This is a genomic window from Moorena sp. SIO3I8 (assembly GCF_010692325.1).
Taxonomy (GTDB): Bacteria; Cyanobacteriota; Cyanobacteriia; order Cyanobacteriales; family Coleofasciculaceae; genus Moorena.
Genome location: NZ_JAAHHW010000006.1, coordinates 105,405 through 121,775 on the forward strand (window position 1 = coordinate 105,405; position 16,371 = coordinate 121,775).

Annotated in this window: 18 protein-coding genes and 1 tRNA gene; 8 read left to right on the forward strand and 11 right to left on the reverse strand. The window is 42.9% G+C overall.

What is annotated here, in order from left to right:
- The first annotated feature begins 33 nt into the window (after positions 1-33).
- Positions 34-207, forward strand: a complete 174-nt coding sequence (locus F6K51_RS04640; RefSeq protein ID WP_293018399.1) for a hypothetical protein — start codon at positions 34-36, stop codon at positions 205-207.
- A gap of 64 nt (positions 208-271) precedes the next feature.
- On the opposite strand, the gene F6K51_RS04645 is transcribed toward F6K51_RS04640, so the two are convergent.
- Entirely contained in the window at positions 272-943 is a 672-nt protein-coding gene (locus F6K51_RS04645) for a pentapeptide repeat-containing protein (protein WP_293018401.1), read from the reverse strand.
- A gap of 436 nt (positions 944-1,379) precedes the next feature.
- Between F6K51_RS04645 and F6K51_RS04650 the strand changes: the two genes are divergently transcribed.
- Complete coding sequence (locus tag F6K51_RS04650) at positions 1,380-2,405, forward strand: Hpt domain-containing protein (RefSeq protein WP_293018403.1); 1,026 nt, start codon at positions 1,380-1,382, stop codon at positions 2,403-2,405.
- A 22-nt stretch (positions 2,406-2,427) separates the two neighbouring features.
- Here the strand turns inward: F6K51_RS04650 and F6K51_RS04655 are convergent, their stop codons facing one another.
- Entirely contained in the window at positions 2,428-2,949 is a 522-nt protein-coding gene (locus F6K51_RS04655; RefSeq protein WP_075898652.1) for a DUF937 domain-containing protein, read from the reverse strand.
- A gap of 149 nt (positions 2,950-3,098) precedes the next feature.
- Between F6K51_RS04655 and F6K51_RS04660 the strand changes: the two genes are divergently transcribed.
- The gene (locus tag F6K51_RS04660; RefSeq protein WP_293018408.1) at positions 3,099-3,380 is read left to right on the forward strand and encodes a hypothetical protein; all 282 of its coding nucleotides are present in this window, start codon (positions 3,099-3,101) and stop codon (positions 3,378-3,380) included.
- A 60-nt stretch (positions 3,381-3,440) separates the two neighbouring features.
- On the forward strand, positions 3,441-4,985 hold the full coding sequence (locus F6K51_RS04665) for a GTP-binding protein (protein ID WP_293018410.1): 1,545 nt from the start codon (positions 3,441-3,443) through the stop codon (positions 4,983-4,985).
- Positions 4,986-5,185: 200 nt separating this feature from the next.
- Here the strand turns inward: F6K51_RS04665 and F6K51_RS04670 are convergent, their stop codons facing one another.
- Positions 5,186-5,386, reverse strand: coding sequence for a hypothetical protein (locus tag F6K51_RS04670; RefSeq protein ID WP_075898656.1), 201 nt, complete (start codon positions 5,384-5,386; stop codon positions 5,186-5,188).
- Between the two features lie 21 nt (positions 5,387-5,407).
- Between F6K51_RS04670 and F6K51_RS04675 the strand changes: the two genes are divergently transcribed.
- Positions 5,408-5,557, forward strand: coding sequence for a hypothetical protein (locus tag F6K51_RS04675; protein ID WP_293018414.1), 150 nt, complete (start codon positions 5,408-5,410; stop codon positions 5,555-5,557).
- A gap of 159 nt (positions 5,558-5,716) precedes the next feature.
- Here F6K51_RS04675 and mazG read toward each other — a convergent pair whose 3' ends face one another.
- Both mazG and F6K51_RS04685 read right to left on the reverse strand, forming a co-directional pair.
- On the reverse strand, positions 5,717-6,556 hold the full coding sequence (gene mazG, locus F6K51_RS04680; RefSeq protein ID WP_293018416.1) for a nucleoside triphosphate pyrophosphohydrolase: 840 nt from the start codon (positions 6,554-6,556) through the stop codon (positions 5,717-5,719).
- A gap of 98 nt (positions 6,557-6,654) precedes the next feature.
- The gene (locus tag F6K51_RS04685; RefSeq protein WP_293018418.1) at positions 6,655-7,263 is read right to left on the reverse strand and encodes a metal-binding protein; all 609 of its coding nucleotides are present in this window, start codon (positions 7,261-7,263) and stop codon (positions 6,655-6,657) included.
- Between the two features lie 60 nt (positions 7,264-7,323).
- Here F6K51_RS04685 and F6K51_RS04690 point away from each other — a divergent pair.
- Both F6K51_RS04690 and F6K51_RS04695 read left to right on the forward strand, forming a co-directional pair.
- Positions 7,324-7,395: transfer RNA gene (locus tag F6K51_RS04690), tRNA-Val, on the forward strand.
- 384 nt (positions 7,396-7,779) lie between these two features.
- Positions 7,780-9,024 (forward strand): transposase, encoded by a 1,245-nt coding sequence (locus F6K51_RS04695; protein ID WP_293018509.1) that lies wholly within the window; start codon positions 7,780-7,782, stop codon positions 9,022-9,024.
- A gap of 110 nt (positions 9,025-9,134) precedes the next feature.
- Here F6K51_RS04695 and F6K51_RS04700 read toward each other — a convergent pair whose 3' ends face one another.
- The gene (locus F6K51_RS04700) at positions 9,135-10,277 is read right to left on the reverse strand and encodes a mechanosensitive ion channel domain-containing protein (RefSeq protein WP_293018420.1); all 1,143 of its coding nucleotides are present in this window, start codon (positions 10,275-10,277) and stop codon (positions 9,135-9,137) included.
- Positions 10,278-11,111: 834 nt separating this feature from the next.
- Between F6K51_RS04700 and F6K51_RS04705 the strand changes: the two genes are divergently transcribed.
- A complete protein-coding gene (locus F6K51_RS04705) occupies positions 11,112-11,288 on the forward strand; it encodes a hypothetical protein (protein ID WP_293018422.1) in 177 nt (58 codons plus the stop codon).
- 310 nt (positions 11,289-11,598) lie between these two features.
- On the opposite strand, the gene F6K51_RS04710 is transcribed toward F6K51_RS04705, so the two are convergent.
- From F6K51_RS04710 to rfbB, 5 genes are all read right to left on the reverse strand, one after another.
- The gene (locus tag F6K51_RS04710; protein ID WP_293018424.1) at positions 11,599-12,465 is read right to left on the reverse strand and encodes a hypothetical protein; all 867 of its coding nucleotides are present in this window, start codon (positions 12,463-12,465) and stop codon (positions 11,599-11,601) included.
- A gap of 18 nt (positions 12,466-12,483) precedes the next feature.
- The gene (locus F6K51_RS04715; protein WP_293018426.1) at positions 12,484-13,266 is read right to left on the reverse strand and encodes a hypothetical protein; all 783 of its coding nucleotides are present in this window, start codon (positions 13,264-13,266) and stop codon (positions 12,484-12,486) included.
- Between the two features lie 17 nt (positions 13,267-13,283).
- The gene (locus tag F6K51_RS04720) at positions 13,284-14,669 is read right to left on the reverse strand and encodes an ammonium transporter (protein ID WP_293018428.1); all 1,386 of its coding nucleotides are present in this window, start codon (positions 14,667-14,669) and stop codon (positions 13,284-13,286) included.
- Between the two features lie 309 nt (positions 14,670-14,978).
- The gene (locus F6K51_RS04725; RefSeq protein WP_293018430.1) at positions 14,979-15,164 is read right to left on the reverse strand and encodes a hypothetical protein; all 186 of its coding nucleotides are present in this window, start codon (positions 15,162-15,164) and stop codon (positions 14,979-14,981) included.
- A gap of 81 nt (positions 15,165-15,245) precedes the next feature.
- Complete coding sequence (gene rfbB, locus F6K51_RS04730; protein WP_293018432.1) at positions 15,246-16,343, reverse strand: dTDP-glucose 4,6-dehydratase; 1,098 nt, start codon at positions 16,341-16,343, stop codon at positions 15,246-15,248.
- Positions 16,344-16,371 lie beyond the last annotated feature (28 nt).

Consider the following 16,371-nt stretch of genomic DNA (forward strand, 5'->3'; position numbering starts at 1 on the left):
ATTATAACACAGTAAAATCATGTGTTATGAATCATGGCAAAAACATTAACTATAGACATTTCAGACGACGGGCAAGCGATTATAGAAAGATATTTTCAGCGCTCAAAAAGGTCTCAGACCGATGTGATCAGAGACTTAATTAGAACTGTGGTGAAAAATCGGCTTAAACGCCTAGAAAAATCTACAGATAGTCCATTGAATCAATAGATTTTCGTATGCTGTTTACAAACCATTTTGATCAAACCAACCCTTTTGATCAAGGGATTATTTATTAGTTGTTAGCTGTTAGCTTTTGGAAGTTTGAATATTCACTACTGAGTTGATCTGGTACCGTTGCCCCAGAAAGCTCAGCCTGACCCAAATCTACATCACACAGACTAACCCGTCTCAAGTCTACCTGACTCAAAATTGCTCCACTCAAGTTTGCTTGAGAAAGGTCAGCATCACACAAATTTGCTCTAGTCAAGTCTGCCTGGTGCAGACAAGCACCAGTCAAGTTAGCCCCTCTTAAGTCAGCGTAGCGTAGGTCTGCCCTGGTTAAATTGGCTCCTCGCAAATCGGTATCCTGAAGAACGGTTAATCTTAAATCGGCTCGGGTTAGAATAGCTTGGCGCAGGTTTACTCTAGTCAGATTCGCCCGAATCATAAATGCCTGACTCAAGTTAGCCTGCACTAGAGAGGTTTTTTTCAAATTGGTTCGCCACAGTTTCGCTCCAGTCAGATTTGCCTGATTAAGGTTGACTTCCTGTAAAACCGCGAGACTCAGGTTGGCGTCAGCTAGGTTGACTCGTCTGAAAATTACTCCAGTCAGATTGACTTCACTCAGGTTGATTTGCTGGAGATCTACTCCACGGAAATCCCTCTCACCTGCTGAATAACGCTCTAGAAGCTCAATAGTATCCATTTGGGGTATCCATAGCTGGCAGCTGCGCCAACATGACATAGTGTTAATTTTAATGTAACATAATGTTAAGAATACTTTTTGTATGTAAATGATTATGTTAAATTAGGAAGTTTTATCCGGAGATAAGCTATTCTTATCGGTGCCTGCAATCGATTGGTGATAAAATATGAAGCTTACCCGAACAGGTAAGTGTCGGCTTCAAGCTAACCCTAGCTATTCCTTGTGCTTTTAAGCTGGCGTAAAGTCTTTGCTGACTTGGTGTGGGATGCCACAATAGAGATCCAACTGAAGATCTAAGAGCAGTTTTGACCATTGATAGCCCAATAGCTGATTTGGAGGTAAGCTCAGAATAAGCTGTTGCTGTAACCAACGCTATGGTCTACTGATTTTAAAACTGCGTTCACCAGATCGAATGTTGCTCTGATGATTATCATCAATCTGTTGTGATTAGCCGTTCTGATAAGGAAAAATTGCCGTGGAAGCTGGGAATCAGCAAAGGATTTTAGGCTATTTCATTGAAGAAGCGAAAGAACACCTGGAAACCATTGAACAGGGACTGTTAAATCTGGGCTCAGTGGTCAATGAACCAGAGACGGTTAATGAATTGTTTCGCGCTGCTCATTCTGTAAAAGGCGGGGCGGCGATGTTGGGATATACAAGTATTCAAAAGACTGCCCATCGTTTAGAGGATTCTTTCAAAGTACTTCAAGAGAATAAGATTAAGGTTGATCAACAGCTGGAGACTCTGTTTTTAAAGAGTTATGATACCCTCAAAGCTTTGATTGATCTGTTGGAAGGACCGTTTGGGTTTGAGCAAAGTGAAGCAGAAAAAATTATAAAAGCAGCTCAGCCAGGCTTTGAACAATTACAGAATTATCTCAAAACTTTGGTCAGTGGTGAGAGTCAATTACCAGCCGCAATGGCTTCTAGCTCTGCTGCTGAAAAAGCGATTCGTTCTGATCAAGTTTCGACTAGCAAAGCTTCTTCTTCAGCAAAAGGTAAATTTCCCCCAGACTTTGGGCCGAAGGTGATTAGCCTGCTTAAAGATATGCTAGAGCTGTTTAAACAATCTTCCACACCAACCAATCGCCAACAACTTCAAAAGCTTTGTAAGCGTCTGGCTCAACTGGGGGCTGGGATTGGTAGTTGGCATAAATTAGTGGGAGTTTGCCATAAAGCGATCGCAAATCCTAAAAACTCCTATATCCAGTTAGCACCATTAGTGATCAAAGAACTCAAGGAAGCTAGTGACCAGTTGCATGCAGCACAGGGTAATCTAGAGGAGTTGCGAAAGGCAGCGGCTGCGATCGCTCCTAGTTCAGCACTGCAAAAACTAGCAGCTGTAGGATCTACTGGGCAAAACCGAACCACTAAGGGTAACGAAATTACGATTGCGCTAGAACCAAAAGCCGCCGCCAAGGTACTGATCCAAGCCTTTGATAAACGCCAGCTGTCAAAACTGATTAAGTTACTGATTCCAGCAACTCGTGCTTCTTCCTAGCCCGACAAGCTGGTTTTTTTGATTAACGTCCTAAGTGCCGTGATGCCAGCTGGATGGCATCATAAATATCTACATCCCCATCCCCATCAGCATCTAGAAAGCCACTGAGTACAGAATTAGAACCAAGGGGATTCTGAATATTGGTGCCAGTCTTGAGGAAATTCAATACCACGGGGACTAGGGTTGGTAGCATAGCTTGGATGATACCAGCATTAATGCCTGTCTTGCTAGTAATTTCTCCAACAAGCTCCTGGATCTGAGGCGCACTAAAGAGCATATTGACCACTTGAGAACTAGCACCAATGCCACCGAATTGATTAACTAGTGCTTGTACCTGCTCATCTCCTTCATTTCTGCGCTTTTCTTGGAGCGCTGAACGCACATACTTACCTACAATTGAGGTGGCAGATTGCACGGCTGAGGGCTGTGTTTGATAGGCACCACTCAACTGCTGTACCGTGTTCAGAATATCCCCTAGCTGACTAGAACTAGCTTGTTGTGTAGGACTATTAATGGCACTGATAATAGTATTGAATAAGCTCATTGTTTTTTAAAAGATTTAAACAGTCAGTTTGAAACAGTTCTTTGCCAAATCAATTATAAATTGCTGATAGCTTAGTATAGCGAAAGGCAAGAGGCAAGAGCGATGCAGCGCGGTCTTGGGGAGCCAGTGCGGTCTTGGGGGTTCCCCCCATGAGCAACTGGCGTGGTTTCCCCCACTCGCGCTTTGCATCAAGACGGCAAGAGGCAAGAGGGGAAAGATATCCGGAGTTTTATGGCACAGCGTCTCGGGTTCAGGAGATGGGGGAATTCTTGCCGGATCTTCTAATACTAAGTTGCGGTCAAAGGTACAACTTTCTCTTCCGCCAATCTCTCCATCTCCCTATCTCCCTATCTCCCTATCTCCCTATCTCCCCATCTCCCTATCTCCCTATCTCCCCATCTCCCTATCTCCCCATCTCCCTATCCAACTAATCTACTCTCTTTGAATGCAACTCGGTATAAGATTAATAATTAAAAGCTATCCTATCTTCCATGCCCCTGCCACGCCTACTAACCCTAATTATTGGTCTCATTATTATTCTGGGGCTAATGCTTTGGTTGATTAATGGTATATACCAACTGTATATCCAAATTTCCTTTACTGCTCCGGTACTGGCTAATTTAGTGCTGCTGTTGCTGATGATCTTGCTAGGGCTACTAATATGGGCCTTAATCTACACCATGGGGTTATTTGGTAAATCCCGGAAACGGCCAGGTAAGGGTCGTCTGGAACCTAAAGCCCCCGAGGTTAAAACCGAAGCAGCAGAAGAAACCCTTAAAGCAGTAAGGCAACAGGTCAAACAGATTCAGGATGAAGTGTCACGGCAAGCGATGCTGCGCCGCTCTGAGGAAATTGAAGCTATCCTCTCCCGTGGGGAACTGTTAGTGGTAGTGTTTGGTACTGGTTCAGCGGGGAAAACTTCTCTAGTGAATGCTTTGATTGGTCGGATGGTGGGTGAAGTCGGTGCCCCCATGGGAACGACGGAAGTTGGGGAAACCTACAAACTAAAGCTGAAGGGATTAGAACGCCCGATTCTGATTACTGATACACCAGGAATTTTAGAATCTGGTGTGGTTGGCACTCAGCGAGAGCAATGGGCACGACATCTAGCAACGGAAGCGGATTTGTTGTTGTTCGTGGTGGATAACGATTTACGACATTCAGAGTATGATCCATTCCAAAAATTGGCACAGATTGGAAAGCGATCGCTTCTGGTGTTCAATAAAATTGACTTGTACACGGAACAAGACTCAGAAAGGATTCTAGCACGATTGCGCCAGCGAGTAAGGGGCTTTATTGCTGCTTCAGATGTAGTTGCGATCGCAGCCAATCCCCAGCCTGTTACCCTAGACAATGGTCAACTTTGCCAACCTGAACCGGAAATTTTGCCCTTAATCCGTCGCTTAGCTGCTGTATTAAGAGCAGAGGGAGAAGAGTTGATTGCTGATAACATACTGCTACAATCCCAACGCTTAGGCCAAGAAACTCGACACATCCTCGACAAGCAGCGCAGGCGAGAAGCAGAAAAAGTTGTGGAACGGTTCCAGTGGATTGGGGCCAGTGTAATTTCTCTGACTCCCTTACCCGTGGTGGATTTGTTAGCAACTGCAGCAGTTAATGCCCAAATGGTGGTGGAAATTGGCAAAATCTACGGCTGTGAACTGAATATGGAACGGGGTCGGGAATTAGCCCTATCCTTGGGAAAAACCTTAGCTAGTTTGGGTATTGTCAAGGGAGCGATTCAAATCCTTAGCACTACACTAAGGTTGAATCTTGCCACCTATGTTGTAGGCAAAGCCATTCAGGGGGTAACTGCTGCTTATCTGATCCGAATTGCTGGGAAAAGCTTTATTGAATACTTCCGCAATGACCAAGACTGGGGAGATGGAGGGATGAGTGAAGTGGTGCAGAAGCAGTTTCAGTTAAACCAGCGCGATGAGTTTATTAAAGCCTTTGTCAGTGAAGCGATCGCAAAAGTAGTCCAACCTCTGACCGGGAAACCAGAAGCCCAATCACCAATGGATGAAAGGGACTAAATCAAGGGCAAAGCCAGGAAATCATAAATCTCCGCCAGAATGCCTATCAAATCGACTCACATTCCTGTTTAATTAAATAGAGTAGATTCAATGTTTTCTCCAGCCCCCCATGCCCCTCACATCAATGGGGGTTTCTTTTTATCTATTGTTTTCTATATCGTTTTCTCCAGGATACGAATCAACTACCTATAGTCAAAGCACTAGGTAGCAAGCTTCACCCTGCCCCGATTTACAGCGTGGAGCAATCTGTCGATGGAGTCTCGCTCTTCGGAGGTGAGTGAATCCTCCAATAGTGCTGCCATCAATCCATATCGATCAGCAAGAGTAATTTTTCCAGAGCTGCTAACTTTAGCAAATAGTTCTGGTATAGCACCGGGAATAAGACGAACTGGAGCCAACATTATACTATAGGGTAATGGCTGTTGTTTATATTTTTAACCTTTTTCCGGAGCTTGGGGATGTGGGGCTATACCCCCTGTGATATTAATTCTGGTTGGGTACCCATAATCTTAGGGAGGGTGGGGAGAAACGGAGGTGTGGGGAGATGGGAAGATGGGGGAGATTTTTATTAAAGGTAATTATTCTGAGATGATATCAGAAGTCAGGATTCAGGAATCATAATCATTGATTTTAAAGTAATTTTTCGATAAATTGGGAAAAAATAAGCAAATATATCTTTATACTACTGCTATGCTGGCTTAATTATTCTGCTAAATTCTTCTAAGGAGACCCTACTTCTGAGCTAACAGTGCTTTAGCCTTTTGCCAGAGAGCATCCAACTCATCTAAGGTGTAATCAGACAGTGGGCGCTCAGCCAATGCTTCCACTTGGGCTAACCTTTCAATAAAGCGTGCTTGGGTTCCCTGCAAAGCAGCTGAAGGGTCAAGGTCATACCAACGCGCTATATTAATCAGAGTAAACAGTACGTCTCCCAATTCTGCTTCCTGGTGGGCTTTATCGTCCTGTTCAAGTGCTTGTTGAAACTCAGCCAATTCTTCGTGAAACTTATCCCAAACTCCCTCAACATTATCCCACTCAAACCCACCACTAGCGGCCTTTTTCGATATCTTCATCCCAGCCATTAGGGGGGGAAGGGTTTTACTATAGCGACTGAGTTTATGACTCAATAATTGCTTATCCGCAACGGTTTCTCCTTTCTCTGCTGCCTTAATGTCCTCCCAGTTTTGACGCACCTCCTCGACATTATCAACCTGGACATCACCGAACACATGGGGATGACGGCGGATTAGTTTTTGAGTAATCCCCTGAGCTACCTCGGTCAAGGTAAACTGACCTTGCTCACTACTAATCTGAGCTTGCAGAACTACCTGCAATAACAAATCCCCCAACTCCTCTGCGATCGCATTTTGATTGTTACTGCGAATCGCATCCACTACTTCATAAGCTTCTTCAATCACATAAGGAATTAGGGACTGAGGGGTCTGAGCCAAATCCCAAGGACAACCACCCTCAGGCGATCGCAATCTGGCTACCACATCAATCAACTCTTGCAAAGCGGCCAACATCGAAACCTGATCAACTGGCTGAGCTTGTTCCGGGGAAGTAGACATAAAACCGAAAAGCGAAACGCCACTTAATTAGTCTTAACGAAATCTACCACTAATGCCAAATTTTAACCAGCTAATGATACTGGAAAACCCGATCACATCTAACTTCCCTTGCCTTTGCGTGCTTTGCGTCTTTGTGGTTTACTCTTACCGGCACCCCTGCCCTTGCTCCTCCCTTGCTTGCCAGACCATAACCCCGTGATCCCCCTTTTTTTAAACTCCTTATAAGCGGAACTTCCCCAATCACTGACAAAATGCGCGATCGCACCCAACTCTAATCCCACCACACAGGCCATCAACCAGGTACGATATTCCCACACCCTACCGCCCAGCTCTTGAATCAGCTCCAGCCAACGATCTGGTTCATCTTGGAATAGCTGAAACACCAGCAATCCCACACCCCCAAACAAGACGATCCAATTGGCTAGATAAAGCAGTCGCAAAATTGTCCCAATCACTGGTCCATGAGAAAAAATAGAACGGTGAGGCACCATCCTCTGATAAGGGATCCAAATCCAGCGCAACCAGCCCCAACGCTTAAAGGGTCGAGAGTATAGATCTAAATCAGGGCTAAACATCAAGCCACCGAACAGGAACCCTCCAGCTACAATCAAGGTCAAATCACTACTCCGGGTTACTACCAGGCTCAAAACCGTGACTACTGGCAAACTCCACAAGGTTATGCGATCATGTATATAGCCAGAGGACATATTTTTTATAGTTGTTGTCGTCTTTGGAAAAATATGCTATAGTAAGTAAGTATTGCATACGGGCGGTTAGCTCAGCGGTAGAGCGCCTGCCTTACAAGCAGGACGTCACTGGTTCGAATCCAGTACTGCCCATGTCCGTTAAATTCCAAAGTTAAACTCCAAGGTTAAACAAAGAACTAACTCTCGCTTGTTAGTTCTTTGTTTACTACCTCCCTTTGATTAGCTAACCCGCGAGAAGCCCCGCGCCCTACTTGATAAAGTGGGCGTCGGGATGATAGCGGGGCAATGAAGTGAAACGTAATTGCCAACTAAGACTCTTTTGGTTCAGGGAAACGAGCTATCAGGCTTCTAAGCAGCTCAGAACAGGTCATCCCTCTGCGATCAGCTTCCTGTTTCAGCTGCTTCTTTTCAAAACTAGTCAGCCTAATCATTAAATTTTTATCTTTCATTTTGCCTTGACATCTGTAAACACAAGTGTTATTTTGATAATAGGTCGAAAAACAGGAGATGGCAATAATGAGGGCAGCTTATCAATACCGCTTAAGATTAACCAAGTCACAAGAAGCAGAAGTAGAGAAATGGCTTGACATGCTTAGGTGTCAATACAACTACCTACTAGCTGACAGATTCAACTGGTATGAGCAAAATCGCTGTTCTATCAACTCTTGCCCTCTTGTTTGCCACCTACCGGCTCTAAGAAATAACCCTGACTACTTTTCCCAGAAAAAGACTTTACCTCAATTAAAGAAGGATAGACCCTGGTATAGTTCAGTGCAGTCTCAAGTTCTTCAAGACTGCGTCAAAAAAGTAGATCTAGCTTTTAAACGGTTTCTTAAAGGGGATGTCAACGGGAGAAAGAGCGGAAGACCTCGCTTCAAAGGGAAAAATAGATATAGATCGTTTACTTTCCCTTCTTTGGGCAAAACTCCTATAAATGGGAATATCTTGACTCTTCCAAAATTTGGGAAAGTTAAGATGATTTATCATCGACCCATTCCAGAAGGATTTAAGATCAAGACAGCTACCATTACCCGGAAAACTGACGGTTATTACGTCACGCTGTCTATTCAAGATGATACCGTATCGGAAATTATCCCCATAGACAAGGTGGATAACCCTGTCGGGATAGACATGGGACTTAAATCTTTCCTGGTAAAGTCTGATGGTTCAGAGGTACCTATCCCCCAATACTATCGGAAAGCTCAAAAACGATTAAAGAAAATCCAGAAAACTGTCAGCAGATCAAAGAAAGGAAGTAATAATAGGAAAAAAGCTGTTAGTAAGTTAGGAAAAGCTCACAAAAAAGTAGCTGACACTCGAAAAGACTTTCATTTTAAAACAGCAAAAAATCTACTAGACAACCACGATCTAGTAGCTCATGAGAAACTCAACATTAAGGGTTTAGCCAAGACTAAACTAGCTAAATCTGTCTTAGATGCTGGATGGGGGCAGTTCCTGTCTATTTTGTCAGTCAAAGCCGTTCGCGTAGCGTGGCCTACGGCCTTAAATGCTGGACTGATTGCAAAAGCAGTGAACCCCAGAAATACCAGCCAAAACTGTTCCAATTGTGGAACAAAAGTCCCTAAAGAATTAAAAGACCGCATCCATTCTTGTCCTCACTGTGGTTTTACAGCAGATCGTGATGTGAATGCGGCAATAAACATTTTAAATTTGGCGGTGGGGCGTCCCGTCAGGAGTAAAGCTTGCCGAGTAACCGAAGGGGTACCTGGTGTTGGCAAGAAGCCCGCGTTGTCCCGTTAGGGCAACGTCGGGAGTACGTCACCATCATAGCTAAGGCTGATAGCTGACGGCTGACGGCTGTTCGCCTAGCGTGAGCTTTTAGCTGACGGCTGACGGCTGACGGCTGAACACTAAATTATCATAGCCACACTGGGAGAGCCATTCTGCTTCAGCTGTTTGTAGTCTTGAAGTTGCTTTTCCAGCTCAACATGCAGGTGATCAATTTCCTCTTTTTCCAGGATTTGTAATAGGGCTAGATTCAAGTTTTGCTGGGCAGCAAAGTAGAGGTTGGGATCAATCACAAATACCCTAACTATAATCACACGAGCATTCTCTTCAATGTGGGAAAATAAAACTAACAGTTTCTGCTTGTGTAAGCCATCGATAGACGGAATTTTTTCTTCAATAGCCTGACAAATTCGGCTAGTTTGCTCAGCCGAAATCCCATCAACTTTCAGAGTTAAATTTATGCCCCACTCAAAGGTATCGCCAGTCTTCTGGGACCAATTTTCCACAACGCCAGCAATCATTTTAGAATTGGGAACTTTTTTGATAGAACCCCACTCAGTCAGACGAAGCTGTGTACTTCTCAGACCAATACTGACGATCTGAACAAAACCATTTACGCCGTCAACTCCTACCCAGTCACCGGGTTTATAGAGACCATCAGCGTAGATAATCACCGTACAAAACCAGTCATAGATAATATCTTTCAATAACAAACCTAAGGCAACACCTGCGCCACCGACTAGACCGATCAGTGCACCGGCAGATGCCCCCAACAAAATCTCACTGGCTTTAATGACAGCAATCAGGATTGCTGCTGTCTGAAAAAGCCTTGGGAAGTAGGGGACGAACAAATCGTCGAGTTCAGTTTCAGTGTGTGCCGCCAATCCGGCTAGCAGCTCCCCCAGTAGTGGAGCAGCACGGTAAAGAATATAGGTAACAATGAACAGAGCGCTGACAAAGAGAATCTCGGGGATTTTCTGATTCTGTTCAGGACTAAGATGGGTTGCCACAACACTATTTACTAGCCATAGTCCAGCCAGCCAAATTAGCCAGCCTAATGGTGCTCTAAGAATCTTAATAAACTCATCGTCTAGGGTGCTTTCTGTAGCGCTAGTCAGACGCTCGATTCTGTCAATGATTATGGCAGTGAACAAACCTCGACATATGTGGGTGAGGAAGAGGATGACCACCATAATAAGTATCTTGGAAATAGGGATGTTGGCGAGCTGGAAGTCGGAATCAAATATCCTTTCAAGGTTTTCCATAGTTTTGACTAAAATAGAACAGCAGAGAGCTCCATCTGCCTAGTTGCACTGGTTCTTAAACTTAGATATTGCACTAGGACAAAACTAGTTAATAATAGGTAAAGTTGGCTCGAATAGCAGGTGAGTTAAAGACTAGTTATTAGTTACAGCGGTTTGCACTTCAGTTAAGTACAAAGTTTTGGTTTTGTAGGGAGCAGGGAGCAGGGAGCAGGGAGCAGGGAAGAGGGAAGATGAGAAACAATGTGTACCTGATAGTTATGCAAACCGCAGTACTGTGTTTAGCTAATAACTAGTCGAGGTTTTATCAATGTAGATAATAATTTATGTTCCATGAATTTTAACTAAGAAGTTATTAGCTTTTAGTTAAAGGTAAGACATCTCAGTATAATCTAAAAAAATCAACACCAACTATAGTAATAATACTGATCATAAATGTATTATAAATTAACGTAGTAATTGCTTAAGTAAGAGGACTTATAAACTAGGATTCAAGGAATCAAGAATCGAGCTATAGCAAAGGGAACAGGGAACAGGGAACAGGGAACAGGGAACAGGGAGTAGGGAGTAGGGAATAGGGAATAAAAATTATCACAATTTGTACACGGATTGCTAGACTGAAATAAGTAATGATTTACCTCTTAACTATTCAAAATATAACACCATAAAATAACCGATCGAATCTTCATAGTTTTAACCTGAAATTAAGTAATTAATATTTTAAATTACTCTTAGTATTTAGTACTTAATTATTGTCTCGACTATCAGTTTAGATCTAACTCAGCTAAAATTTATCAAATTCAAGGCAAACTAACTAAAACTTTAACTATATAAAGCTTGGATAAAAAAAAATCTGATGATATAAAATTCGATAGTTTATCCCTTTATCTACAAGGGAAAAGGGAACAGGGAATAGCGATGCAGCGCGGTCTTGGGGGTTTCCCCCATGAGCGACTGCATCAAGACGGGAACAGGGAAAGAGAGGCAGGCGTGGTAGGGTTTAAAGTGTGGTAAATATGGTAAGTGTGGGGCGCGGGGAGCAACTGCCATCCTTTCCACGGGGCTTTAGTAGAGCGCCTGGCTTACCAGCAGGACGTCACTGGCTCGAATCAAGTACTGCCCATGTCTGTTGAATGCCAAGGTTATTGGTAGCAGTGTTGCTACCATTCTTGAGTAATTGGCAGCATATTCCACAAGAAGCACCGATTCCTAACGTAGTGAGTCATCGGTAGCTTCTTAGTGATGATGTTTACTTATGCTGTTTTGTGGCTCCGAATGTACGGTGGTGGCTAACTTGGGCACCAGAGTTCCATAAATAACTGAATTACGAACCTTCCTGCCAACCTTCAATAGCTGCCAACAAAACGTTCACCAAGGGATGATCTACCGCCTCTTTAAATGCCTCTGTTCCCCCCGTTTTTAGGACATTAATCATCCTTTGTTTTAGGGTGGGTTTATCTTCAATCTGATCCACCGCTTTAGCCACCACTGCCATTTTTTCAGCATTGGTTGAAGTGGGGTTAGTTTGGGACAGTTGCTCTAAAAGCTGTTGAATTTCTGCTGCTGCCTCAGTTAAATTATGGTCTTTGGAATAGTCGTTGAACGTACCACCGTGCTGATCTCTATTAGCGAAGCCACCACCAAATTTGGCACCACTGAGATCATTGTTAATTCGCTGCTCAGACATAGTGTTTCCCTCATTGTGATAATTTTCTGCATAAAAACTCGGACGCTGTAGCGCTGTTTCTACCTGTCTAATTAAAAGATTAATTAAATTATCTTTTTCTTGAATCAAACGTAGCAAAGCATCTTGAGATAAAGAATTAAGTTCTTGTTTCGGTTGAAGGTTTTGCTTTTGCTTCCAGGTGCTAATCAGAGATTGCTCCCTCAACTTTGACTGCTCGCTCCATGGAAGCGATTGGATAGTTTGCTTGATAGTTCTAAAGAAATCGACAATAGCTTCTTCTCTTTGATAGGTTGAACTTCCAGAATACTCAAAACTTCTGGGAATTGAATAGGGAATAGTGTGAGCTCTCAGAAACTGTTCAAAGCTAGCAAAAGCAATGAGATGTTGTTCGTAGGAAAGACTCCTCCTTTTTTCTAGAAAGCGATCGCATAACTTAATTACTGCCCTATACACTTTGTCTGGTAAATTTTCGACAAAGTACCTTGTAAATTCTTCGTTTTTCATCCCTTATCTCTAATCAGGTCAACTTCCTTTTTTTAAAATATCCAAGATTTTACGAGATAGTTCCATTCCTGTTAAAAAATCTAAATTACCCGAAAACTTGAAAGTTTCTACTTTACTCGCTAAGTTGTCTGGCAGATCACCGACTTCATAGATCAGGAGAGTTCGGTCATAAAAAAGAGTCATGCAAGTTGCTAAATCCATATAAGCTATAGGATTGAATTGTTCAGATTGTTCTTCTTTTGGTAGACAAATTATCGCGCTATAACAAGACTTAATTTCATGAATTCTCGTACTAACTGTTTCTAAGCTATTCGACTGCCTACGAGCTATATGTTCTAAGTTAACCATCTCACCATCTAGTGCGCCTAAAGTAGCGAATATAGTCTCAATTTGCCTAAAAACTTCCTCACTGTAATAGGATACAAATATTTTCTGAGGTTTATTTTTAGTAGGAATTGCTTGCATAGCTATGTTTAGTGGTCTTGTTTCTGGTGTCGTATTTGCTACAATATAGCTAATACACTTTTTAAAGTGTGCTTTTCCTTTTTCAAAATCATTCGAGTTTACTGGCTTTCGTCTAACATCCAAGATTTCTATCCCTTTGCGAAAAGGTTCATCTATCCGTTGATTTGGAAATTTATTCGATGCTTCCTTTACTAAAGGTTCTAACTTTTTTTCTATAAATTCCCTAAACTGACTTGTCCAGGACGTGCAGTATCCTGTTTTGGGATGTTTATCTGCAAAGTTATCGTAATTAAAATATTCTAGTTCTGACTTTAGTTGCTTAGCTTTTTCGTTCATTTATTATTTATTAAGTTTTATTCGTTTTTCTCCAAGGATAGATAAGCTATCTCACCGTGCTCCTGCCAATCTAGTCCATAATTTTCTTTCTCAGGGGATACTCTTATTTTGAATATCTTATTCAAGATTGTTAACACAACTATTACTACTCCAAATGACCATAAAGGGATTAGAAATGAACCTAATAATTGCGTAACGAAACGAATGCTATCAATGCCTTGGGCAAATACACCAGTAGCCAGTCCTCCCCAAATACCGCAAAAGCAATGTACGGGAATAGCACCAACAGCATCATCAATTTTAATGTTGCTCAACAAATCAACACCCAAAATCACAATTACCCCAGAAACTATTCCTATGAATAAAGATTGAAATGGCTCAACTACATCAGAGGAAGCTGTTATTCCTACCAGACCCCCCAAGATGCCGTTGAGGATAGTTGAGAGGTCAACTCGGCCAGCGTTGTTGCGCCACCTCCAGACTATGACAGCCCAGGCGCTAGCACAGCCAGCGAGGGTTGTGTTTAATACAATCTTCCCTACAGAGTTTGCTGAAAAAACCAAAATACTACCTGCGTTAAAGCCATACCACCCAAGCCACAAAATAAAAGTCCCCATCGCAGCAAGGGGTAAACTGTGGGGCTTTAACTCACTTTGTTCTCTTGGGGATAGTTGACCTTGATCATCAAACCTTCCTTTTCTCGGACCTAAAATGATGACGCAAGCTAAAGCAGCAGCTCCTCCAACAGAATGTACTACCAGAGAACCAGCAAAGTCATGGAATCCGAATTTATCTAGCCAGCCACCACCCCAAACCCAAGACCCGCTGATGGGATAAACGAAGCCTGTAATAATAACTGTGAGTAAAAGATAGGCAAGGGGTTTGATGCGACCAGCAACAGCTCCGGAACAGATAGTTGCTGATGTGGCAGCAAAAGCAGCCTGAAAGAAAAAGTCTATGTAAACCGACAAGTGTTCAGCTCCTGCTCTGGGAAGCAAGTGGTTTAAGGCAACATAGGAGCTGCTCACTTCTAAAACTCCTGGGATAACTATTACGTTTGAGTCAGTACTAGTAGCAGGGTGGTACATTAGAGCATACCCAAAGAGAAAAAATACTACTATCCCTAAACAGACATCAGCAACATTCTTGAACAGTACGTTAACGGTGTTTTTGGCGGGGCTAAACCCTGCTTCTAGCATGGCAAATCCTAGCTGCATGGCAAATACTAAGATTCCTGCTATCAGCACCCAAAGATTATTGATTAAATCTTCCGGTGATTTGCTTATATTTCCCGGTGATTGGTTGGCAGAGGAGGTAGAAACTACAATTAAAGGAATCAAGAATCCAGCTACTGCAATAAATAGGTATTTCGACCATTTCAGTTTAGTTAAGGGTTCTTTCATAATCATTGGGCTTTATCAACTGCTCTATACTTCACCGAATTGAAAAATGCTATATTTGGAAATGCTATCGATTTCTTGACTAAGGGAACACCATGAACTGACATATCGAATACCAATAGTTTTAACCTGGATGTAAGTAATTAAGAGTTTAATCAACTCTTGATAGTGATTGCTTAATTGTCTCGACTATCAGTTTAAATATAACTCAGATAAAATTTATAAATTTTACTAACAATTAACTAAAGCTTTAACTAGATAAAGCTTGGATAAAAAAAAATATGATGAGAGAAAATTTGATAGTTTATTCCTTTATCCAAAAGGGAACAGGGAACAGGGAATAGGGAATAGGGAACAGCGGCTCATAGCAACAGGTAACAGTAGGAAAGAACTTGAAGGATTTTTTGGTGTTATGAAAAAGCGATGCAGAGGTGCGACCCGTGGCGAATTTAATTCGCCTACGGAAAGCGCACCTAAGCGGTCTTGACCACACTGCATCGCTACTCCCTACTCCCTACTCCCTACTCCCTACTCCCTACTCCCTAAAACCTAGGACAAGGTACTCAAGCCTTAACCCTTCTAGGCATAAACTTTTTGATAGTAAGCTTGATACTCTTGGGATAGCAATGGTTGCCACCAATCCCGGTTGCTCAGATACCACTCAATAGTTTTACGTAGTCCACCTGCTAGGGTTTCTGTTGGTTCCCAATCCAATTCAGTTTTAATTTTAGTGGCATCAATAGCATAGCGACGGTCATGGCCTGGGCGGTCTTTGACAAAGGTAATTAACTGTTGCGCTGGAGCGACCGGTAGATCAGGGGCTAATTCATTCATCAGCTCGCAAATCTGGTGAACTAGGTCAAGGTTTTTGACTTCGTTATTGCCACCAATGTTATAGGTTTCCCCTGGTTGACCTTTGTGAATCACCACATCTAAAGCACGGCAATGATCACCGACATAGAGCCAATCTCGAATATTTTGTCCATCCCCGTAGACCGGTAGAGATTTGCCCAACAGGATGTTGATGCACATCAGGGGAATTAATTTTTCGGGAAAATGATAGGGTCCATAGTTATTGGAGCAATTAGTGATAATAGTGGGGACCCCATAGGTATGGTAATAAGCCCGAGCAAGATGGTCACTGCCAGCTTTGGAAGCAGAATAGGGACTGTTGGGGGCATAGGGTGTGGTTTCACAGAAGGCTGGGTCATCAGCACTTAGACTGCCATACACTTCATCCGTGGAAACATGGAGGAAGCGATAATCCCTTGGTTGTCCTTGATTTTGCCATTTTTGCCGGAAGGACTCTAGTAGGGTAAAGGAACCGACTACATTGGTGCGGATAAAGGCATCGGGTCCTAAAATGGAGCGGTCAACGTGGGATTCAGCAGCAAAGTGGGCGACGGTGTCGATGTTTTCTTCCTGTAGCAGGCGGTCTACTAAAACGCGATCGCATATGTCTCCCTGGACAAACCGCAAATTGGCTTTCTCTTCCAGACCAGCCAGATTCTGCCGGTTGCCAGCATAGGTCAGAGCATCTAGTACCACCACGCGATCGCCTGGGTACTGTTCACACCAGTGATGAACAAAATTCGAGCCAATAAATCCTGCACCACCTGTTACTAGTAATTGGCGAGGTTGTCTAGTAGTCAGGGATTTTTGTTCAGAATAATTCATGATTAGTTTGAGTATGTCAGTACTTCAG